The organism is Acinetobacter sp. FDAARGOS_724 (genome assembly GCF_013364475.1).
Classification (GTDB): domain Bacteria; phylum Pseudomonadota; class Gammaproteobacteria; order Pseudomonadales; family Moraxellaceae; genus Acinetobacter; species Acinetobacter variabilis.
The window spans coordinates 2939720-2961064 of the sequence record NZ_CP054908.1 but is presented as its reverse complement, the minus strand read 5'-3'; the positions used below and the strand labels follow the sequence as shown (position 1 = coordinate 2961064).

16 protein-coding genes and 2 tRNA genes are annotated in these 21345 nt (G+C 43.4%); 13 read left to right on the top strand and 5 right to left on the bottom strand.

All coding sequences use genetic code 11. The annotated features are described in order from the left end of the window. Positions 1-144 precede the first annotated feature (144 nt). From FOC32_RS15485 to FOC32_RS15470, 4 genes are all read left to right on the top strand, one after another. Positions 145-3240 (top strand): multidrug efflux RND transporter permease subunit, encoded by a 3096-nt coding sequence (locus FOC32_RS15485; protein ID WP_175967990.1) that lies wholly within the window; start codon positions 145-147, stop codon positions 3238-3240. A 172-nt stretch (positions 3241-3412) separates the two neighbouring features. After that, positions 3413-6538, top strand: a complete 3126-nt coding sequence (locus tag FOC32_RS15480) for an efflux RND transporter permease subunit (protein ID WP_175967989.1) — start codon at positions 3413-3415, stop codon at positions 6536-6538. A gap of 41 nt (positions 6539-6579) precedes the next feature. Beyond that, complete coding sequence (gene mgtE, locus FOC32_RS15475) at positions 6580-7914, top strand: magnesium transporter (RefSeq protein WP_034170188.1); 1335 nt, start codon at positions 6580-6582, stop codon at positions 7912-7914. Positions 7915-7989: 75 nt separating this feature from the next. Continuing rightward, positions 7990-8571, top strand: coding sequence for a DUF4112 domain-containing protein (locus FOC32_RS15470; RefSeq protein ID WP_175967988.1), 582 nt, complete (start codon positions 7990-7992; stop codon positions 8569-8571). A 74-nt stretch (positions 8572-8645) separates the two neighbouring features. Here the strand turns inward: FOC32_RS15470 and htpX are convergent, their stop codons facing one another. Further along, positions 8646-9551 carry a protease HtpX gene (htpX, locus tag FOC32_RS15465; protein ID WP_034170190.1) on the bottom strand — a complete coding sequence of 302 codons (906 nt, stop codon included), beginning with the start codon at positions 9549-9551 and terminating at the stop codon, positions 8646-8648. A 176-nt stretch (positions 9552-9727) separates the two neighbouring features. After that, positions 9728-10600 (bottom strand): lytic transglycosylase domain-containing protein, encoded by an 873-nt coding sequence (locus FOC32_RS15460; RefSeq protein ID WP_034170191.1) that lies wholly within the window; start codon positions 10598-10600, stop codon positions 9728-9730. A gap of 501 nt (positions 10601-11101) precedes the next feature. Here FOC32_RS15460 and ttcA point away from each other — a divergent pair. After that, complete coding sequence (gene ttcA, locus FOC32_RS15455) at positions 11102-12028, top strand: tRNA 2-thiocytidine(32) synthetase TtcA (protein ID WP_005236792.1); 927 nt, start codon at positions 11102-11104, stop codon at positions 12026-12028. Positions 12029-12246: 218 nt separating this feature from the next. Beyond that, positions 12247-12633, top strand: a complete 387-nt coding sequence (locus FOC32_RS15450; RefSeq protein ID WP_004784757.1) for an SCP2 sterol-binding domain-containing protein — start codon at positions 12247-12249, stop codon at positions 12631-12633. Positions 12634-12725: 92 nt separating this feature from the next. Here FOC32_RS15450 and FOC32_RS15445 read toward each other — a convergent pair whose 3' ends face one another. After that, a complete protein-coding gene (locus tag FOC32_RS15445) occupies positions 12726-13841 on the bottom strand; it encodes a transglycosylase SLT domain-containing protein (protein WP_175967987.1) in 1116 nt (371 codons plus the stop codon). A 363-nt stretch (positions 13842-14204) separates the two neighbouring features. Between FOC32_RS15445 and greB the strand changes: the two genes are divergently transcribed. The 4 genes from greB to FOC32_RS15425 all read left to right on the top strand — a co-directional run bounded on the left by greB (position 14205) and on the right by FOC32_RS15425 (position 16103). After that, the gene (gene greB / locus FOC32_RS15440; protein WP_175967986.1) at positions 14205-14699 is read left to right on the top strand and encodes a transcription elongation factor GreB; all 495 of its coding nucleotides are present in this window, start codon (positions 14205-14207) and stop codon (positions 14697-14699) included. An 88-nt stretch (positions 14700-14787) separates the two neighbouring features. After that, positions 14788-14878 (top strand) — tRNA-Ser (locus FOC32_RS15435). A 61-nt stretch (positions 14879-14939) separates the two neighbouring features. Beyond that, positions 14940-15753, top strand: a protein-coding gene (locus FOC32_RS15430) for an IS5 family transposase (RefSeq protein ID WP_104426291.1) whose coding sequence is annotated in 2 segments (ribosomal slippage) — positions 14940-15326 and positions 15328-15753 — 813 coding nt in all. Because the reading frame shifts where the segments join, the coding sequence is not laid out codon by codon here. 259 nt (positions 15754-16012) lie between these two features. After that, a tRNA-Ser gene (locus FOC32_RS15425) sits at positions 16013-16103 on the top strand. A 55-nt stretch (positions 16104-16158) separates the two neighbouring features. Here FOC32_RS15425 and FOC32_RS15420 read toward each other — a convergent pair. Then, entirely contained in the window at positions 16159-17112 is a 954-nt protein-coding gene (locus FOC32_RS15420; protein ID WP_175967985.1) for a LysR substrate-binding domain-containing protein, read from the bottom strand. 254 nt (positions 17113-17366) lie between these two features. On the opposite strand from FOC32_RS15420, the gene FOC32_RS15415 reads away from it, so the two are divergent. The 3 genes from FOC32_RS15415 to epmA all read left to right on the top strand — a co-directional run bounded on the left by FOC32_RS15415 (position 17367) and on the right by epmA (position 20846). Then, a complete protein-coding gene (locus FOC32_RS15415; protein WP_175967984.1) occupies positions 17367-18590 on the top strand; it encodes an acyl-CoA dehydrogenase in 1224 nt (407 codons plus the stop codon). Between the two features lie 211 nt (positions 18591-18801). Then, the gene (locus FOC32_RS15410; RefSeq protein ID WP_175967983.1) at positions 18802-19869 is read left to right on the top strand and encodes a 4-phosphoerythronate dehydrogenase; all 1068 of its coding nucleotides are present in this window, start codon (positions 18802-18804) and stop codon (positions 19867-19869) included. Then, positions 19866-20846, top strand: coding sequence for an EF-P lysine aminoacylase EpmA (epmA, locus tag FOC32_RS15405; protein ID WP_175967982.1), 981 nt, complete (start codon positions 19866-19868; stop codon positions 20844-20846). The genes FOC32_RS15410 and epmA overlap by 4 nt, the downstream gene beginning before the upstream one ends. 25 nt (positions 20847-20871) lie before the next feature. Here the strand turns inward: epmA and FOC32_RS15400 are convergent, their stop codons facing one another. Continuing rightward, positions 20872-21324, bottom strand: coding sequence for a GNAT family N-acetyltransferase (locus FOC32_RS15400; protein WP_175967980.1), 453 nt, complete (start codon positions 21322-21324; stop codon positions 20872-20874). Positions 21325-21345: the final 21 nt, after the last annotated feature.

Genomic DNA, 21345 nt, shown 5'->3' with positions numbered 1-21345 from the left:
TCATATTTTCTTCATGATTCAATTTTATACATATTTTTCTGTGATCAAGCCTTGCATTCCCTAGGCCACTGCCTGAATATCCTTAAGCTGACTCAATAATGCAACGCTTTCCATAATTCATTAAATTCAAAGTGATTCAGACTTATGCTGTCTAAGTTTTTCATTCATCGTCCTATTTTTGCAGGTGTACTGGCCATTGTGGTCATGGCCATTGGACTTTTTGCGGTGATGAATTTACCTGTCGAACGTTATCCGGATATTGCACCGCCTCGCATTACCGTGGCAACAACCTATACCGGGGCATCGGCAGAAACAGTAGAAGAGAGCGTGACCCAGGTGCTGGAACAGCAAATTAAAGGTATCGACCGCTTGCTGTATTTCAGCTCCAGCAGTGATTCTTCAGGTCGAAGCCGGATTAGCATCAGTTTTGAAAATGGTACCGATCCAGATACAGCACAAGTACAGGTTCAAAATGCGATTAACGGGGTTCTCAATCGTTTGCCTGACGATGTCCAGCGACAGGGCGTGAATGTCTTCAAATCTCTTGGCGATACCCATATGGTCATCGGTCTGTATGATGAATCACGGCGTAGTAGCAATATTGAACTATCTGATTATTTGACCACGCATCTGGAACAGGATATTTCCCGAATTGATGGCATTGGGGAAGTGGATGTTTTTGGTTCACAGTTCGCGATGCGCATCTGGCTGAATCCAGCAAAATTAAAACAATATAACCTAATGCCAAGTGATGTGCGGGCAGCGATTGAATCCCAGAATACTCAGGTGGCAGCCGGCGCAATTGGGGACTTGCCGACAGTCGATGATCAGTATCTGAATGCCAAAGTCACATCAGGCAGCCGTTTAAAAACAGTCGAAGAATTTGAAAATATTATTGTGAAGTCTGCCCGGGACGGGAGCTTTATCTATTTAAAAGATGTTGCACGGGTAGAATTGGGTGCGGAAAATTATCAGTCATATAGCACTACCAATGGCTATCCTTCTGCCGGTCTGGGCATTTCACTGGCCTCCGGTGCCAATGCAATTGCGACGTCGAGTCTGATCAAGGCTGAAATCGAGAGACTTTCCCAGCAGTTGCCGGAAGGCTATAAAATTGCTTATCCGCGTGACAATACTCCGTTTGTCAAAGAATCGATTAAAGAAGTCGTTAAAACTTTATTCGAGGCGGTCATTCTGGTCGTCATCGTGATGTTTATCTTCCTGCAAAACTGGCGTGCGACCTTAATTCCGACTGTAACTGTGCCTGTAGTTTTACTCGGAACCATGGCGGTACTTTATGTTTTGGGACTGAGTATTAATACGCTGACTTTGTTTGCCTTAGTACTGGCGATTGGCTTGCTAGTTGATGATGCTATTGTGGTGGTAGAGAACGTTGAACGTCTGATGCATGAGCAGCAACTTACAGCCAAAGAAGCAGCACTGGAATCCATGCAGGAAATCAGCGGAGCACTGATCGGGATTACCCTGGTTTTAACCGCGGTCTTTATTCCCATGGCGTTCTTTGGTGGCTCAACCGGGGTGATATATCGTCAGTTCTCGATTACGCTCGTGGCAGCGATGTCTCTGTCGCTGATGGTCGCACTGATTCTGACACCTGCACTTTGTGCACTGATTTTGAAACCGAATCCAAAACCTGCCAAGTGGGCGAGTTGGTTTAACCAGAAACTGGATGGTTTGAAGCATCGTTATCTGAAAGTTTCTAATGTCACTCTACAACATAAAGCCATTAGTCTGGTGCTTTTTGCCGGGTTGATCTGTGTATTTGCTTTATTCTACCGTGCCTTACCTACCAGCTTCTTGCCGAGCGAAGATCAGGGTATTCTGAATCTGCAGATCCGGCTACAGGAAGGTGCTCCAATGAAAAACACCATTCAGGTCGGTGAACAGATTCGTCAGTATTTTCTGGAAGAAGAAAAGGACAATATCGACTTGGTCATGTTACGTTATGGCCGTAACTTCTCAGGTACCGGTCAGAACCTGGCGACCGGTTTTGTAGCCTTGAAGCATTGGGATGACCGTTCAGGAGAAGAAAATACTGCGCAGGCGATTCGTGAACGTGCCATGAAGCATTTCCGTAGTAACCGCGATGCCCAAGTCAATATCAGTATGCCGGCTTCAGTGAATGGTTTAGGTCAAACCGACGGCCTGGATTTCTGGATTCGTGATATTAACGGTAATGGCCGTGAGTATCTGGAAGAACAGTTCCAGAATATGCAGGCTGGCGCAGCTCAATATAGTAGCTTTGAAAATCTGAATAAGCGCTCTAATCCGGAAAAAGCCGAACTGAAAGTCAATATTGACCAGAAACAGGCCATGGCCAATGGTCTGAGTCAATCCGCAATTAACAGTACGCTTTCAGCGGCTTGGGGCGGTAATTATATTAATGACTTTATTGATCGTGGCCGGATTAAACGGGTGATTATGCAGGGTGATGCAGAATTCCGTTCCAAACCTGAAGATCTGACACAATGGCATGTACGTAATGACCTGAACGAGATGGTGCCTTTTAGTAATTTCGCTCAGGTGGACTGGAGTGGTGGTCCCGAGGTAGTCAACCGTTTTATGGGCTATACCTCGCTACAAATGCAAGCGGATATGGTCAAAGGTTCCAGTTCTGGTGAAGCGATGCAAGATGTTGAAAATCTGGTGGCAGAACAGGATGGCATTGACGTGGTCTGGAGCGGTTTATCCTTTGAGGAAAAACAATCCAGTAATCAGGCAATCTGGCTTTATCTGGTGTCGATCGGTTTTATTTTCCTGTGTTTGGCTGCTTTATATGAAAGCTGGACGATTCCGACTGCGGTCATGTCCGCTATTCCTCTAGGGATTGGTGGGAATATCATTTTCAGTTTTCTGGCAGATTTTCCGAATGATATTTACTTCCAGATTGCTTTGCTGACCACGATTGGTCTGTCCTGTAAGAATGCAATTTTAATTGTAGAGTTTGCGGCATTGGCTCAGGAAAAAGGTAAATCGGTAGTTGAAGCTGCACTTGAGGGTGCGTCATTACGCTTGCGTCCAATCTTAATGACCTCTCTGGCCTTTGGTGCTGGTATTTTGCCACTGGTCTTTGCTTTTGGTGCAGGTGCAGCCAGTCGTCGTGAGATTGGAATCAGTGTTTTTGGTGGAGTGATCTTCGGAACGATACTGGTACTGTTTTTTATTCCATTTATGTACGTTTTAATTCGCCAAATGATGACGAAGAAATCAAGTACCTAATATCAATACAAAATATTGAGCTCAAAAATCCCCGTTATGACGGGGATTTTTTTGTCGAAATTAAAGAGCTAAAGATTGGCTTATATTTAAGCATGGTGTAAAAATTGCTATAGAAATCATCTATTCATGGCGTGTGCATTCTAAAGATGCATTTGATGGGGATTTCTAATTTATGTTGTCGCGCTTTTTTATTTACCGTCCCAAGTTTGCAGCAGTCATTACAATTTTAATAATGGCCCTTGGGGTATTTGCACTTCAAAAAATTCCCATTGAACATATGCCAAATATGGATACGCCAGCTTTAGGTGTTTCCGCTGGTTATCGTGGTGCATCGGCTGAAACAGTTGAGCAATCGGTAACCCAGATTCTGGAACAGGCGGTAAAAGGCATTGAAGGTCTGGAAACCTTTCATTCCAGCAGTTCGGTTGGACGGGCCCAACTTACACTGCAATTTGAGCAAGGGGCCGATCTTGATCAAGCTCAGTTACAGGTTCAAAACACCGTGAATGGCGTATTGAGCCGCTTACCTGAAGAGACGCAACAAGGCGGAGTCAATGTTTATAAATCAGGGTATGACCAGTTTGCACTGTTAAGCTTATATGATGAGAGTGGGCAAAGTAGCGTCACCGAACTTTCAGATTATTTAATGGTGCATGTCGAACCGCGTTTGTCACGTATTGAAGGTGTAGGGGAAATTGACCTGTACGGTGCAGGTTATGCCATGCGGATCTGGCTAAATCCGCATAAGTTGCATCAGTTTAACCTGATGCCAAATGATATTCGTAATGCTATTGAAACCCAGAACGCACCATTGGCTTCAGGCGCAATTGGCGGTTTGCCAACCATGCAGGATCAATATCTCAATGCCAAAGTCAGTGCGGGTTCACGTTTAAGCAGCGTGAAAGAATTTGAGAATATTATTGTTAAAACTACGGATTCTGGTTCATTGCTGTACTTAAAAGATGTGGCACGGGTAGAACTAGGTGCAGAAAGTTATAACCACATTAACTATACCAACGGACAGCTCTCTTCAGCTTTATCGATTACTTTGGCACCACGTAGTAATGCCATTGCAGTTTCCAAACAGATTCAAGACGTATTAAAAAACGCTCAGGCCAATTTGCCACCGCACTATCAGTTGCAAATGACCATGGACAAAACTCCATTTATCACCAGCTCAATTGAACAGGTAGCTAAAACTCTAGTTGAAGCCATTATTCTGGTCATTGTGGTGATGTTTATCTTCCTGCAAAACTGGCGTGCCACGATTATTCCGGCCGTTACGATTCCGATTGTGGTTTTGGCAACCTTTGCGGTGCTGTATGTCTTGGGTATGACTCTGAATAGCTTTACCTTGTTTGCCCTGATCTTAGCCATCGGTCTGCTAGTCGATGATGCCATTGTAGTGGTGGAAAACATTGAACGCCTGATGCAGGACGAACATCTGGATGCCAAAGCGGCTGCCTTAAAATCTATGCAGGAAATGAGCGGGGCACTGGTCGGTATTACGCTGGTACTTACTGCAGTATTTATCCCGATGGCTTTCTTTGGCAGTATCACTGGAGTGATTTATCGTCAATTTTCTATCACTTTGGTAGTGGCCATGTTGCTGTCTTTATTCGTGGCTTTGGTAATTACCCCGACATTTGCGGCACAGTTATTGAAACGCAAACATCATCAGGCTCGCTGGGCACAGCGCTTTAACCATGGCATGGATCAGCTCAATGCCAGTTACCAAAAAGTTTCAGCTCGAAGCATGCAATTGAAATTCACGATGTTGGCACTGTTTGGTGTGTGCATAATGGGCTTCGGCTGGGTATATAAGTATTTGCCGGAAGGATTGATGCCCACTGAAGACATGGGCTTTGTTATGGGGCAGATTGTCATGCCTGGCAATGCACCGCGTACAGAAGTCGAAAAAGTCGGGCGTGAAGTACAAGATTATTTGATGAAACATGAATCGGGACGCATTCAGAGTGTAGGTGTTTGGTATAGTGGCAACAACGTCGGTGTAGGTCCGTATCGTGGGCAGCTTTTTGTAGTATTAAAAGACTGGGCTGAGCGCAAAAATCCTGAAGATTCGGTCTTTGCTATTGTCGATCGAGCACAGAAACATTTTGCCAATCATGCCAATGCCCAAATTTTCTTTATGGCACCTTCCATGTCAAGTAATGGTCGTGTAGTCGATTTCTGGTTGCAAGACTTGGATTATAAAGGGGCTGAATTTTTACAGGAGGCATTTGGCCAGATTGAAGCGCGTGCCCAAGGCAAATCATCGATTGAATTTTTACAACTGGATCAACCTAAAGAAAGTGCTGAGCTGAATATCAAACTTGATGCAGAGCGTGTGTTGAAGCATTCCATTCCTCAGCAAAATGTAAACAGTACTTTGGCTGCAGCGTGGGGTGGAACTTACATCAATGACTTTATTGATCGCGGGCAGATTAAACGTGTGATTATGCAGGGTGAAGCAGAATACCGTTCCAAACCTGAAGATCTGGCCTTCTGGCATGTACGCAATCAAAAAGGTGAAATGCTGTCATTTAACCAGTTCAGCAGTCTGAATTGGCAGGGCGGACCGAACAGTATTAACCGTTATATGGGCTATAACGCTGTTCCAGTCTATGCAGGGATTCCGAAGGACAAGTTTTCCAGCCAGACCATGCAGGATGTTGAAGCATTGGTAGATGCCCAGGAAGGTGTGAATCTGGCTTGGAGCGGAGCCGCACTGGAAGAAAAGCGCAGCAGCGGTCAGGCGATTTTTCTTTATGTGATTTCGATTGCCTTTATTTTCCTGTGCTTAACCGCTTTATATGAAAGTTGGACCATTCCTGCGGCCGTGATCAGTGCCATTCCATTGGGGGTAGGCGGCAGTATCTTATTTTGCTGGGTCTTTGGTTTCGCCAATGATATCTTTTTTCATATTGCCTTGCTGACGACGATTGGTCTGTCCTGTAAAAATGCCATTCTGATTGTGGAGTTTGCTGCACAGGCAGAGAAAGCAGGAAAAACAGCTATAGCTGCAGCTTTAGAGGGAGCAAGTTTACGCTTGCGGCCTATTCTCATGACTTCTATTGCTTTTGCTGCGGGAGTAATCCCTTTGATTTTCGCTTCTGGGGTCAGTGCGATCAGCCGTCAGGAAATTGGTGCCAGCGTTTTGGGCGGGGTCATTTTTGCGACTATTCTGGTGTTATTCTTTATCCCGTTTATGTATGTGTTAATCCGAAACCTGTTTCGTGTCAAAGCAACAAATAAAGTTATACAAATCAATCAGGAAAATGAGGAATACTCACTCTAGGGCGGGTATGTTTCATACCTGCATGGAATGATGGTAGGGAAATGCAGCACCAAGAAAAAATACAGCAACTACATGAGACTCTGCTGACAGGGGAAAATAATATTCATCAGCTTCTGCAAAAGTTGAATATTGCCGATCAGGCCAGAATTTTGTCTGAGCTTGGACCAGCAGAACGCTGTCACTATTTCAAGCAGCTGGAACGTCAGGCAGAAGTACTGGAGTACTTGCCACTGGCCATGCAAATCCAGCTGGCCTATCAATTTCCTCTGGAGCAACTGGCCAGTCTGATGGATGCCATGCATTCCGATGACTTCATTGATTTATACAAGCAGATGCCCTGTGAAGTGCAGCAGCAGTTACTTGGCAAATTATCCACGCAGTCGCTACAAACCTTGCGAGAGCTGCATGCTTATCCGGAAGAAACAGCCGGTGCATTAATGAGTTCGGACTTCGTCACACTTGCTCCCGAGCTTAGCATGACTGAGGCGATTGAAACGCTACGTGATATTGCGGGGAATCATGACACTTTATATCTGATCTATATCGTGGATGAGAAACAGCATCTGCTCGGTGTGATTTCCTTGCGACAAATTATTCAGGCACGGCCGGATGCCACTATTAATGAGGTCATGACCACAGATGTAGTCTATGCCACGGTGGATGAGGATCAGGAGCAGGTCGCCCGTACCTTGGCCTATTATGATTTTATCGCCTTGCCTGTGGTCGACGCGACCCAGAAGCTGGTCGGGATTATTACCTATGATGATGCCATGGATATTGCTGAGGCAGAAAGCACCGAGGATATTTTAAAATCCGGTGCAGTGACACCTTTGAATGAATTGAGTCTGAAAACTGCACCGATTCTCAGACTATATCAGAAACGGGTATTCTGGCTGGTCATCCTGGTGTTTGGCAGTCTGCTCTCCGGAATTGGGATTGCCCATTTTGAAGATATTATTTCCACCCATATTGTGCTGGTATTTTTCTTGCCATTATTGGTGGGTAGTGGCGGGAATGCTGGTTCACAATCTGCCACCTTGATGGTGCGTGCCTTGGCAACAGGTGATGTACAGTTTAAGGACTGGTTCAGCCTGCTGGGTCGTGAGTCCCTGGTTGCTTTATGTCTGGGTGGAACGATGGCCATTGCAGTATCAATTCTGGGTTATATACGAGGCGACTGGATGGTCGCCGTTGTACTCGCTTTAAGTATGTTAGGTATTGTGCTGATGGGATGTCTGATTGGCATGAGTTTACCTTTTATTCTCAACAAGCTGAAAATGGACCCAGCCAGTGCATCAGCACCTCTGGTGACTTCAATTTGTGATGCCACAGGGGTGATTATTTACTTATTTATTGCCTCTCAATTATTGTTTTAAATACTTAGCAATTACAGCTTAAATAGAAAAAATACTTTATGCTCAATTACATCAGCCTCATTTCTGGAAGAACCCATGCCTGATCCCGGACAAAAAAATAAACTGAGCCAACAGGATGTCATCCGGCTGGAGCGGGATCTGGCCAAGTTCGCCAATATGATGGATTCGGTGGTACGTATTCCATTTACCAAGCAGGGCGTTGGGGCAGATGCCGCCTTAAGTACCATTCCGGTAGCAGGAGATATCGCAGGTTTTGTATTGACCAGTTATGCAATTTATAAAGCCCGTCAGATCGGGGTATCGAATGAAAAATTAAAGCCAGTGCTGAAAATGGCCCTCATGGATGCTGTGGTCGGCTTTATTCCTGTAGCGGGAACAATATTTGATATTTTTATTCGTCCTAGCCGTAAGGCACTGGATATTGTGCATCAGCATATCCAGGACGAATACCAGATTCGTACCGATCATCATGTGGTGCATCCATTTCTGCATGAAAGTCTGGAACGCAGACAACAGCAATCCGCTTTCTGGCGTAATCCTGTGGTGGCCTGGATCTGGATTCATCTGCCAGATCTTTTAGGAACTTTCTTTTTGATTCTGTTAATTATGGCTATTGGCTGGGGCACAATGCAGCTCTTTCAATGGTTTAAAGCCTGAAGGTTTATCAATATAAACTTAATAAAAAAGCCTGCATTCGCAGGCTTTTTTCTATCAAGCAATTAATATATTGTTTAAGGGCAATCGAGTTGTTGCAAAGCAGCAACACGTTGTTCAATCGTTGGGTGAGTCTGGAACAGAGCCGCCAGACTAAAACCTTGTTCCTGACCAGCCGAAATCGCAAAGGCTTTCATTTCTTTCGGCATAGCATCCGGCATTTCTGATTCAGCCTGTAAACGTAATAACGCTGAAATCATGGCCTGTTTGCCTGCCAAACGTGCACCTGCCTCATCAGCACGGTATTCACGGTAGCGTGAGAACCACATCACGATCGCTGAAGCCATAATACCAAATACGATATCCAGCACAATGGTAATCACAAAATAGCCAATACCCGGTGCTTCACCTTCTTCACGGCCGAAGATCGTACGGTCTACGAAGTCACCAACTACACGGGCAAAGAACATGACAAATGCGTTGACTACACCTTGAATCAAGGCCAGTGTCACCATATCGCCATTGGCAACGTGACCGATCTCGTGTGCCAGTACCGCGCGAAGTTCGTCTTTGTTCATGCGTTCAAGCAGACCCGTGGACACAGACACGAGCGCATCGTTCTTGTTCCAGCCTGTTGCAAAGGCATTTGACTGATAAGATGGGAAAATACCCACTTCCGGCATTTTAATGCCAGCGCGCTGAGAAAGTTGCGCAACTTCTTGTAATAACCATGCTTCTGCCTGGTTACGAGGGGCATTTGGGTCAATCAGTTCAGTACCGGTTGTTTTTTTCGCCATCCATTTAGACATGAACAGGGAAATCAGTGATCCCACCATACCGAACACAAAACAGATCACCAACAGGTTGCCTAGATTCAAGCCACCCGCGCCATGGTAACTACCGACACCGAAGAGTGACAGGATAATGCCAGCTACAACCAGTACCGCGAGGTTGGTTAGCAAGAACAAACCAATCCGCATCATTGAGAAATCCTCTTATTATAAAAAATAATCTGATTAGCAAATGAAAATCATTGAAATCAATATGGGGTGAAATGACTAAAAATTCAAGAAAAAAATGGCCCTAGATCACAAAACACAGCTTTATTTTTTGCTACATTTTCGCTAAGGCCATTCAGAATCAAATGATTTTGATTTTTTTATTCACTTAAATAAATTTTAGCTGCTGCTGTTGCATTCGCCGTTGCATAAGAACCCATCGGTGCATCGGTATAACTGCCATCAGCATTCATAATAATCTGACGCTGATACTTGGCTGCCTGGATGTGCGAAGTGCTGCTGCTATCATTGGAGTAATTTGCTGAACTGGCAATGATGCGGCCTTCACTGGATGGTGTGTTAGACGTGGTTGTACTTGCACTCAGGCCATGAGTATACAGGTTTTGAAAACGGCTGGTCACACGGCGCACATAATCTTGGGTTTCCCGGAAAGGCGGGATTCCACCGTATTTGCTGACATTACCTTCACCGGCATTGTAGCCCGCCAGTGCCAGGCTGGTATTGCCATTAAAACGCTTTAATAACCAGGCCAGATATTTAGCACCCGCCATAATATTCTGATGCGGATCATAAGCATTACTGACATTAAAGCGACGTGCTGTGGCTGGCATCAGCTGCATCAAACCTTGTGCACCCACAGGGGAGCGGGCATGGGTATTAAAACCGGATTCAGTATGCATGACTGCTTTAATTAAACCTTCAGACACACCATAAGTCTGGGCGGCCTGACGAATGATCGAATCAAAAGCATTCTTATTCTTGCTATAGCTAGGCAAAACCGACGACTCGCTGCTGCCCCAGTTACTATAGCTATGAATGTTGCTATCCGGATAATAAGTCTTCTTTTCGACCTGAAGATGATTATAACGGCTCTTCTTATTGGTCAATAAGGTACTGCCGTTTTTATCACGCAACTGATAGATGGTTTCACCGGCATACACCAAATGACTACAGCTCAGCATAACCAAGCTACCCATCAGTTGACACCCCAAGAAATACGTCTTTATTTTCATTGTTTATATTTGATAAATAATAAGCTAGAAAAATTCATGGATGAGTTTAACAAAAAATTACGTAATGCACAGCCTTATACGCTGCATTTATAAACGAGTATGTAAACGGGAACGGCTGTCAATATTTTGAACACTAAAATATTTTTTTTATTTAATTTAAAACCTTAGGGTTGACAGGTTTAAGCCATTGATTTTAATAATAAAATAAATTGATCAAAAAATGATCAATTTAAAGAAAAGCCTTAAATTTTGAGGTGAACAAGTTGTCAAGTCCATTTCAATCCACAAAGTTATCCACAGCTTTTGTGGACAACTGTGGAAAAGTCCAAAAGATAAGCATCTCGCCTAAAAATTGAACTAAATCGTTCAATATATCAATCAAAATAAAACATGAAAATGAAACTAATATGGCATTTGTATGAAAATAAATTCTTTTGATGCGATACGGAACCGAATCAGCTAAAATTGCGCGGTATTTTTATTTATGGGTTATTCTCGTCTATGTACTCGCCAGTTGAATCCGAGCAAGGATTTAATTTCAAACCTGAACTGCCAACAAGCTCTGCCTACTACCGTTTGTTGAAGAAGCTTCGCCGCCAGGTCGGACATGCCATTCGCGACTTCAAGATGATTGAAGATGGCGACAAGGTCATGGTGTGTATTTCTGGTGGTAAAGACAGTTATACCTTGCTTGATATCCTGCTTCAGTTTAAACGCATTGCACCGATCAATTTTGATGTAGTGGCAGTTAACCTGGACCAGAAACAGCCCGGTTTCCCGGAAGATGTATTACCGCGTTATTTAGAAGAAAATAACATTCCGTATTACATCTTGGAAAAAGATACCTACAGCATTACTAAAAAACTGACACCAGAAGGTAAGACTTACTGTGCAGTATGTTCACGTCTGCGCCGTGGTTCTTTGTACGGTTTTGCTCAGGAAATTGGGGCGACTAAAGTGGCACTGGGTCATCACCGTGATGATATTCTGGCAACATTCTTTCTGAACCTATTCCATGGGGGCAGCCTGAAAGCCATGCCGCCAAAACTGCTGTCTTCTGACAAAAAGAACATTCTGATTCGTCCATTGGCCTATGTGGAAGAAAAAGACATCATCAAATATGCACAGATGCGTCAATTTCCAATTATTCCATGTAATCTATGTGGCTCTCAGGAAAATCTTCAACGTGCTATTATCAATGACATGTTACGTGAATGGGACAATGCGCATCCAAAACGTCTGCACAGCATCTTTGGTGCCTTGCAAAATGTTTCACCATCTCAGTTAGTTGACCGCGAATTATTTGACTTTGAAATTCTGGATAGCCAGCGCGAATTCGATTTCAAAGGCAGCTGTTCAACTGAAGAGGCGGTAGAAGGCGAGAACCGCCGTATCAATATGGTCAATCTGGGCTTTGCAGCAGACTAATTGACCTATATAAAGTTAAGCCGATACAGGCATGGGCTACGGCCGATGCCTGAATCAAAAATAACGCATGATAAGAACTACAAAAATTGAACGGTGCGTACAAAATTCGTTAGCCTTTGCCATAATGATCATGTTATAACAAGTCACAAGCATAATAGCTTCAACCTGATGTCGTCTGGATAGTCGACACAAATGAATAAATAAATTGAGGAAAGATCATGCCTGCTTTTTTAACTGATGATTGGTTTTCGACTGTAGACACGCTCACTGCACAAGCTGGTGATTTGGATTTGCCACCTGCTTTGGCAAATCTAGCAATTAATTTGGTCGTTGCAGACACTACAGGTAATACAGAATTATCTTTGGAAGGTGGCGCGATTAAAAAAGGTTTGTCTCCAAATGCAAAAACAACATTGAACATGGATGGCGAAACCTTACGTAAAGTTTTCCTTGAGTTTGATATGGCGGCTGCAATGCAAGCTTTCATGACAGGTAAGATCAAGGTGCAAGGTGATATGTCTCAATTGATGGCATTGCAAACAGCGAAGCCAAGCCAAGCTCAAAAAGACCTATTCAAGAAAGTTCTTGAAAATACCACAGCTTAATAGTTTTAATCTAAAAAGCTGTAGTAACAAAAAAGCTTACCCTGAGGTAAGCTTTTTTTATGGCTGAATAACTAGATTTAAATTGATCAGGCTTAAATATTCACCAGCTGTGGAGTAGTCTTGATGTGTTCCAGATAGGCACGGATACGGGTCACGTATTGAAGTGCCTGACGATAACGACCATTGTTAGCTTTATTCTGTTCTAGATAAGCATACAGGTTTACCCAGTTGTTCGGATTCTTGCCTTGGGCCTGAATACGTTTTTGCAGCTGATTCACAGCACCTGGACCCATGTTATAAGCAACCAGAGCAAACCAGTTACGATCCGGATAAGGGATATGTTCATAACGGCTCAGCATCTGGTCATAGTATTTGGCACCCCCATCAATACTTTCGCCTGGATCTGTCCGGTTACTAACCCCCATCGCTTTTGCGGTAGAGCTTGTGAGCATCATCAGACCGCGGACACCGGTGGGAGATACGGAGTTTGGCTTTAGATAGGATTCCTGGTAACCGATCGCGGCGAGCAGGTGCCAGTCCAGATCGTACTGCTGAGCAGATTTCTGAAAGCTCGCCTTGTATGTGGGGAGGCGCTGGTTAAGGTCCTGTTGAATTTCATCCCAAGAATGCTCTTCTACTACATTCTGATTGTAGAAGGAAGCAAGTTGCTTGATCGCACCGCTTTGTTTGCCTTGACAAACAAAAGCACTGGCGGTTTGACTCAAGGGATCACTAGCTGATTTAAATACCAGATTCAGATTGACATTCAGTCCATTACTGGCCAGTGAAGACTCATCACCACAAGTGGCAGAAAAAGCCGTTAAACGCTGTTGTTCAATCGTACCCAGATCAGTGGTGGTCATGGCCAGATTGGCTTTGCCCTGCGCTACCCATTTCAGGGCCGTGGCATTATCCGGAACAGTTTTAAAATCCAGCTTAACATTCAGGCTGTTGGCATAGTTGCGAACCAGGTCGTAACCAAAACCATGCTGATGTTGTCCATCCTGAAACACAGTCGTTGGACTTTGAACTGCGACGACGGTGAGTTTGTTGCTATTGACCACATGATCATATTGAAGTGTGGTTTTAGTGGCATTGATACTATGAAAGGGGATAAGTGCCGTACTCAGTACCAGTGCTTTTACAGGGAGAGAAGAGATAAAAGAGCTAAGGCAAAGCCTCGACCCAGTGGTTGAACTACTGTGCATGTTGTCTCCGCTACAAGTAATTTATGCCCTAAAAATCACAGCCAATACTAGCCAGAAACTTTTAAAAGTTTGATAAATTCAATAAGTGTTGGGCAGTCATGACGTCATTCAAAAATGACTAAATTGATCGGGAAATATGTAGAAAAACTACATAGATTAAAAAATAAGCGATTTCAAAAGTAGGGTGCATATTAAAGATCAAAAAATTAATTGTCAAATTTTGTATATAATTTATTTTTTAAATGTAATTTAAGTTGTTAAATTTATTGAAGAAAAAATTGCATATTCTGGCTTGTCGTAAAACTCCGAATAAAATAAGCTCTTAATGTCTAAAAACTGGTTCAAAATTGGCAATTAAAACACATGAAATCTAACCTGATTACCCGTGGTGGACACGACAAATTGGTGGCAGAACTTAAAAATCTCTGGCATGAAGAACGTCCTGAAATTACCAAAAAAGTGAACTGGGCAGCCAGTCTAGGCGACCGTTCGGAAAACGCAGATTACCAGTATAACAAACAGCTTTTACGTAAAATTGATCGTCGGGTTCGTTATCTGGGCAAGCGGCTGGAAGAGCTGAGAATTGTTGATTTTTCTCCTGAACAGGAAGGTAAAGTTTATTTTGGTGCCTGGGTTGAAATTGAAAATGAACAGGGTGAGCAGAAGAGCCTTCGGATCGTAGGCGTCGATGAAATTTATGATCATTATCTGCAGCATATTTCGATTGATTCCCCAATGGCGCGTGCCCTGTTAGGCAAGTCAGTGGATGATGAAGCTGAGGTGATAACACCATCCGGCAAGAAACTCTGGTTTATCAATTCAATTCGCTATGAAAAGCCAGAAAATTCAGAAGATTAATGAAATTGATTTTATTTTGTGCAGTTGATGTAGAGAAATTGGAAAAATATTTGCCAAGCGCAATTTTTATTTATATGATGGCGGCCATGGAAGCGTGGCAGAGCGGTTTAATGCACCGGTCTTGAAAACCGACGAGGGCTTATACCCCTCCGTGAGTTCGAATCTCACCGCTTCCGCCAGATACGAAAACCCTGATCATTAGACCTCTTGCGAAAGTAAAAAAACGTTTATACTCGTCCCATGAAATATGAAAATTTGACTAAATTTAATGATGGGGAATTTAAACGGCTTGTTGGAGTCCCTCGCCCATTATTCTTAAAAATGGTATCAGTGTTACAACACGCTGAGCTTGCCAAGAAAAAATCTGGAAGACCTCATTCGTTGTGTTTAGAGGATCAATTGTTGTTAACTTTAAATTACTTACGCTGTTATAGAACCCAAATTGAGTTATCCGCCGACTATAACCTAGCTGAAAGTAATGTGAATCGTACGATTCAGAAAGTTGAAAATGCTCTGATTCAATCACGGATTTTCGCATTGCCGAAAAGGAATCAAAAGTTTAATGAGAAGGATGATGTAATCGTTGATGTTACTGAGTCACAGATTGAGCGTCCCAAAAAAACAAAGAAAATTCTATAGCGGTAAAAAGAAGAAACATACCTTTAAAACACAGGTGATTTTTAATCCAAAGTTAAATCAGATCGTGAGTATCCAGGTAAGAAGTGGAAGGGTTCATGATCTAAGCATTGCCCGTAAATATGCTAAAGAATTTGCTAATTTTACATGTGTCATGGCAGATTTAGCATATAAAGGCTTTAAAGAAATTAAGAGTAAGCTACTCATACCAATAAAGAAACCTAAAAATATGAAATTATCCAAAGAAGCCAAGCGGATCAATAAGGAGATAAGTCGTCGTAGGATTCCAATTGAGCATATTAATTCAAAACTCAAAGCATTTCGTATTCTAGGGGAGCGTTATAGAAATAGGCGTAAACGATTTGGTTTAAGAATGAATTTAATAGCGGGAATGGTGAATTGGATGCTCATAAATTAACTTTCGCAAGAGATCTATTGATCGGGGTTTTTATTTTTAAATTATTAAAATGATTTTAAATTTTCATTGTTCAAAATGGTGTGAATATTAAGGCTAAACTTCATTCTGAAAATAAAAATATCAGTATCGAAAGCCTGTGTATAAAATTTTATCTACTCTAAAATTTTCGTCTGATTTTTGACTGAATGGACTGATTTTTACAGAAGTTTTGCGAAAATTTATTGCCAAGAAACAGAAATATTTATATGATGGCGGCCATGGAAGCGTGGCAGAGCGGTTTAATGCACCGGTCTTGAAAACCGACGAGGGCTTATACCCCTCCGTGAGTTCGAATCTCACCGCTTCCGCCAGATACGAAAAACCCCGATCATTGATCGGGGTTTTTTATTGTCTATTCATTGAGGTTTATAGCGCAGACTCAGATGGAAGGCTACCTTGAATTTCCTGTTGTATCCAGGCAACAAATTTTTCAATCAGCGGTGAGCTTTCCTGACTGGAATGAACCAGATAATAGCCTCGTTTCCTTTCTAAGGTCTTGCTGGACACCAGTACCAATTCCTGTCGCTTTAATTCTTTTTCAATCAGCATTTGTGGGATCAAGGCCATTCCCATGCCATGACTAGCCACTACAGCGAGCATGAAAAAAAGTTCATGTCGTTGCCCCTGAAAAGGATTCGGATGCTGGATCTGATGCAGCTTGAACCAGTCTTCCCAGATGTGCGGCCGGGTAGTTTGCTGTAATAAAGGGAGTTGAACCAGTTGTTCAGCACTTAAGTCATAGCTGTAGTCATTAATCTTCTGTGCATCGGGAAAATACTGTTGAATCAGGTTAGGCGCACAGACAGCAACTACATCTTCATGCATTAGAAAATGGCTATGCGTACCAGGCCATTGTTCGACCTGTTGAGGTGTTCCTGCATAAATAGCAGCATCGAAAATCTGTTCCTGAAACAGAAAAGGGCGGGTGCTGGTTTCCAGATGTACCGTAATTTCAGGATAGAGTCGATTAAAGCTCTGGAGTTTAGGTAATAGCCAGCGAGTCGCAAACGTAGGCACTACGCCCAGTTTTAAAGTACCGCCGCGCCCTTGATGCGTAATGACGTCTAGGGTTGACTGTTCCAGTCCTTTGAGATGCGGAGTGATACTCTTTAAATATTGTTGTCCAGCATGATTGAGTTCTACACCATACCGCGTACGAGTAAATAAAGCTGTACCTAAATACTCTTCCAGTTGCTGGATCTGACGTGAAACTGCACTTTGGGTTAAAAACAGTTCCTGCGCAGCATAGGTGTAACTGGCATGACGTGCAGCAGATTCGAAACAGATCAGCGCTTGCAGGGAGGGTATTTTTCTACGCACCTGTTCATCCTTGAACTTAAAATGGTCAGATATCAATAAATGGTATATCACTCTTATACTACTATACAACTTTGGTATAAAAAACAGGCAAATTAGCTAAGAAGATAATTTCTAAAAATACCAACTTATATAAGGTATGCGTAAATTGCATAGCTGCATGCAAATTTATTGTTTGAACAAGTCATGATTCATGCCTAGAGTCAATCTGAAGGATAAAACAACATCTAATAGAAAAAGGATTGGCAGGGAATACTATGAATCAAATGGTCGATACGAAAAAAACCAGCAAAGTCTATTTTAACTGGCAGGATCCGTTCTTACTGGAGCAACAGCTGACTGAAGAAGAACGCATGATCATGGAATCTGCGCGTGTATATTGTCAGGGGCAATTACAGCCGCGTGTATTAGAGCAGTTCCGTCATGAGAAAACAGATCCAACCATTTTCCGTGAAATGGGTGAACTCGGTCTGCTGGGTCCAACCATTCCTGAGCAATACGGCGGTGCCGGCTTAAATTATGTCAGCTATGGTCTGATTGCCCGTGAAGTAGAACGTGTGGATTCAGGTTATCGTTCTATGGCCAGTGTGCAAAGCTCGCTGGTGATGGTGCCAATCAATGAATTTGGTTCTGAAGAACAGAAACAGAAATATTTGCCAAAACTGGCGACCGGTGAATACATCGGTTGTTTCGGTCTGACTGAACCAGATCATGGTTCAGATCCAGGCAGCATGATTACCCGTGCCAAAAAAGTCGATGGTGGTTACCGTTTGACTGGCGCCAAAATGTGGATTACCAACAGTCCGATTGCTGATGTCTTTGTGGTTTGGGCAAAAGAAGTGTCTCCTGAAGGCAATGTGGGTGACATTCGCGGCTTTATCTTAGAAAAAGGCTGGGAAGGGCTTTCTGCACCAGCGATTCACGGTAAAGTTGGCCTGCGTGCTTCGATCACTGGTGAAATCGTGATGGACAATGTTTTTGTTCCAGAAGAAAACGCATTCCCGGAAATTCGTGGTCTAAAAGGTCCGTTTACGTGTCTGAACAGTGCCCGCTATGGCATTGCCTGGGGTGCAATGGGTGCAGCTGAATTCTGCTGGCACACGGCTCATCAGTACACCATGGACCGTAAACAGTTCGGTCGTCCATTGGCTGCCAATCAGTTAATTCAGAAAAAACTGGCAGACATGCAAACTGAAATTGCGCTGGGTCTGCAAGTGGCATTACGTTTTGGCCGTATGAAAGATGAAGGCATTGCTTCAGTAGAAGGTACTTCACTGATCAAACGTAATAACTGTGGTAAAGCTCTAGACATTGCCCGCTTAGCGCGTGACATGATGGGCGGAAACGGGATCTCTGATGAATTCGGTGTAGCACGTCATCTGGTGAACCTAGAAGTGGTGAACACTTATGAAGGTACGCACGATGTACATGCCTTGATTCTAGGTCGTGCTCAAACGGGTATTGCTGCATTCTCTAATTAAAAGAGGAAACTTTTTAGTGCAGGGTATGGCTTTCAATAGCCTAACCCTGCGTCATTTTCTTACTCCAATTACACTCCTTTGCCGAAGTGATGTTTGACTTCGGCATTTTTTATATCTCTATGTTTGCAAGAATTCATCTAAAGCTTGAGTGAAAATAGTCACATCCCGGTTGACGCGGTATGATAGACAGATTCAGTCATTGGAACAGATTATGAAAATTGTCGCAGATGAAAATCTGGCATTTACCGATTATTTCTTTGCAGAATTTGGCGATATTCAGCATCGTGCAGGAAGAACTCTCACTGCGGAAGATGTAAAAGATGCAGAGGCTTTATTGGTCCGTTCCGTGACCAAAGTCAATGCAGCACTTGTACAGGGCAGTCAGATTAAATTTGTCGGCAGTGCTACCATTGGTACAGATCATTTGGACATTGCTGCACTAGAACAACAGAACATCCGCTGGAGCAATGCACCTGGCTGTAATGCACAGGCGGTGGCTGAATATGTGATTACAGCTTTATTATATTTACAACCCCAATTGATCAATGCAAATAAAGAATTCACCTTGGGTATTGTGGGTTTAGGAAATGTCGGTTCACGTTTGGCAACAATGGCCAAATTGCTGGGTTGGAATGTGATTGTCTACGATCCCTTTGTGCAGCGTGATCAAGTTCATCAGGTTGAATTTGAAGAACTGCTAAAAGCAGCAGATGCCATTTCCATTCATGTGCCTTTAACCAAAACAGGTCAGCATCCGACTTATCATTTAATTAATGCTAATGCTCTTGGACAAATGAAACCAGAAGCCATTTTAATTAATTCAGCGCGTGGGCCAGTTATTGAAGAAGCGGCACTAATTGCCGATATTCAGGTAACTCAACGTCAGGTTGTACTGGATGTCTTTGAGCATGAACCGGAAATTTCTGAACAGCTGCTGAATCTGATTACTTTGGTGACGCCGCATATTGCAGGTTATAGTCTGGAAGGTAAGGCACGCGGTACTCAAATGATTTACGAGGCATTTTGCCAGACTTTTGGCTTTGAGATTAATAAGCTGTTTGAAAGCCAATTGCCTGTCTGTGAGCAGCTTTTCCAGAATCAGGATTTAAAACTGGCGCTACAACAGCATTTAAACCAGATCTATGATATCGCCCGTGATGATGCCAATCTGCGTGCTTGTTTAAAAGATGGCAAAGTCGATCAGAAAGCATTTGATCATTTACGCAAGACTTATCCTTTACGCCGTGAATGGGCCGCTCATGGAGGGCCAAAGGCATGAGTCAAACAGTATCTTATCAACCGACCTGCGACTTAAAAGCCATTAAAGCACGTGCCCACATGTATGCCCAGCTCCGTCAATTTTTTGCTGAACGTGACGTGCTGGAAGTGGAAACCCCGATTTTATCTCAGGCTGGTGTGACCGATGTGCATCTGGCTTCGATTCAGGCCCAGCGTCATGTCATGGGTAAGCTCAGCACACATTATCTACAGACCTCACCTGAATTTGCCATGAAACGTTTATTGGCCAGTGGCAGTGGGCCGATTTACCAGATATGTAAAGTATTTCGGGATGATGAACACGGCCGCAAGCACAATAGTGAATTCAGCATGCTGGAATGGTATCGACCAGGCTTTAGTCTGAAAGATCTGATGTTTGAAGTGACGGATCTGTTAAATGTGACACTTAAGGCCCGTTTTGGGGAAATCCGTCCCACTGTGCTCAGCTATAAACATGCCTTTATGGATCGCCTGGATCTCAATCCTTTACAGGCCACTTTGCAGCAACTCAAAGATTGCTGTCGCCGGGTAGGTCTCAATCTGGACTTGGGTGATGACCGTTTAGGGTATATCGACCTGTTATTTTCGCATATGGTCGAGCCAAGCCTGGGGTTCGATACGGCTGTATTTCTGACAGATTTTCCACCGGAACTGGCATCATTGGCTAAAACCAGAATCGATGAAGATGGGGAGCTGGTTGCAGCCCGTTTTGAGCTGTATATCGAAGGGCTGGAACTGGCCAATGCTTATGATGAGCTGATTGATGCAGAAGTTTTACGTTCCCGCTTTGAAGCAGATAATGCAGAACGGGCAGCGCTTGGCTTGCATGTCATGCCGATTGATGAGTATTTGCTGGCGGCATTGCCACAAATGCCGGAATGTTCAGGTATTGCCCTAGGTCTTGATCGCTTGCTGATGATTGCAACCAATCAGATGAAATTGGAAAAAGTGATTACTTTCCCTGCTGAAATTTCATAAATTAAATCCACGATTGATCAGCTGGTCACATGACTGGCTGATCCAGATGCTTACGAAATCCAATACTATAACTGTCAAATCCCAGTCCTTGATAAAAGGCATGCGCAGGATGGCGTTCTTCGCGTTTTCCGCTGTTGAGCTGAATCATCTTGAAGCCTTGCTCTTTTGCAATCTGTTCAATAGCAGCCATCAGTTGCTTGCCAATACCTTTTCCACGATGGGCCTGATCAATTACAAAAGCCTGAATCCTTAAATATCCACCGTCAAATTCCCAAGTGTATTCCTGAATAAAATCGGCATAGCCGATCACATGTGAATTCTGTTCTACAACCAGTGTCTGATAATGGCTGTCTTGATGGAGATACTCCCAACGCTGTTTGATTTTTTCCAGCGTAGAGGGATAGCCAAGCTGAATCGTGAGTTGATGAACGTCATGCAGGTCTTTTTCAAGATCCAGTTGACCAATGTGATAAGTCATTAGAGATGTTCTTAGCTAAGA

What these genes read in the sequence shown, in the direction of transcription:
- greB (WP_175967986.1), top strand. Translation starts at nt 14,205, where the DNA reads ATGAAATCTAACCTGATTACCCGTGGTGGACACGACAAATTGGTGGCA.
- FOC32_RS15485 (WP_175967990.1), top strand. Translation starts at nt 145, where the DNA reads ATGCTGTCTAAGTTTTTCATTCATCGTCCTATTTTTGCAGGTGTACTG.
- FOC32_RS15450 (WP_004784757.1), top strand. Translation starts at nt 12,247, where the DNA reads ATGCCTGCTTTTTTAACTGATGATTGGTTTTCGACTGTAGACACGCTC.
- mgtE (WP_034170188.1), top strand. Translation starts at nt 6,580, where the DNA reads ATGCAGCACCAAGAAAAAATACAGCAACTACATGAGACTCTGCTGACA.
- FOC32_RS15480 (WP_175967989.1), top strand. Translation starts at nt 3,413, where the DNA reads ATGTTGTCGCGCTTTTTTATTTACCGTCCCAAGTTTGCAGCAGTCATT.
- epmA (WP_175967982.1), top strand. Translation starts at nt 19,866, where the DNA reads ATGAGTCAAACAGTATCTTATCAACCGACCTGCGACTTAAAAGCCATT.
- FOC32_RS15415 (WP_175967984.1), top strand. Translation starts at nt 17,367, where the DNA reads ATGAATCAAATGGTCGATACGAAAAAAACCAGCAAAGTCTATTTTAAC.
- htpX (WP_034170190.1), bottom strand. Translation starts at nt 9,551, where the DNA reads ATGATGCGGATTGGTTTGTTCTTGCTAACCAACCTCGCGGTACTGGTT.
- FOC32_RS15445 (WP_175967987.1), bottom strand. Translation starts at nt 13,841, where the DNA reads ATGCACAGTAGTTCAACCACTGGGTCGAGGCTTTGCCTTAGCTCTTTT.
- ttcA (WP_005236792.1), top strand. Translation starts at nt 11,102, where the DNA reads ATGTACTCGCCAGTTGAATCCGAGCAAGGATTTAATTTCAAACCTGAA.
- FOC32_RS15400 (WP_175967980.1), bottom strand. Translation starts at nt 21,324, where the DNA reads ATGACTTATCACATTGGTCAACTGGATCTTGAAAAAGACCTGCATGAC.
- FOC32_RS15470 (WP_175967988.1), top strand. Translation starts at nt 7,990, where the DNA reads ATGCCTGATCCCGGACAAAAAAATAAACTGAGCCAACAGGATGTCATC.
- FOC32_RS15460 (WP_034170191.1), bottom strand. Translation starts at nt 10,600, where the DNA reads ATGAAAATAAAGACGTATTTCTTGGGGTGTCAACTGATGGGTAGCTTG.
- FOC32_RS15410 (WP_175967983.1), top strand. Translation starts at nt 18,802, where the DNA reads ATGAAAATTGTCGCAGATGAAAATCTGGCATTTACCGATTATTTCTTT.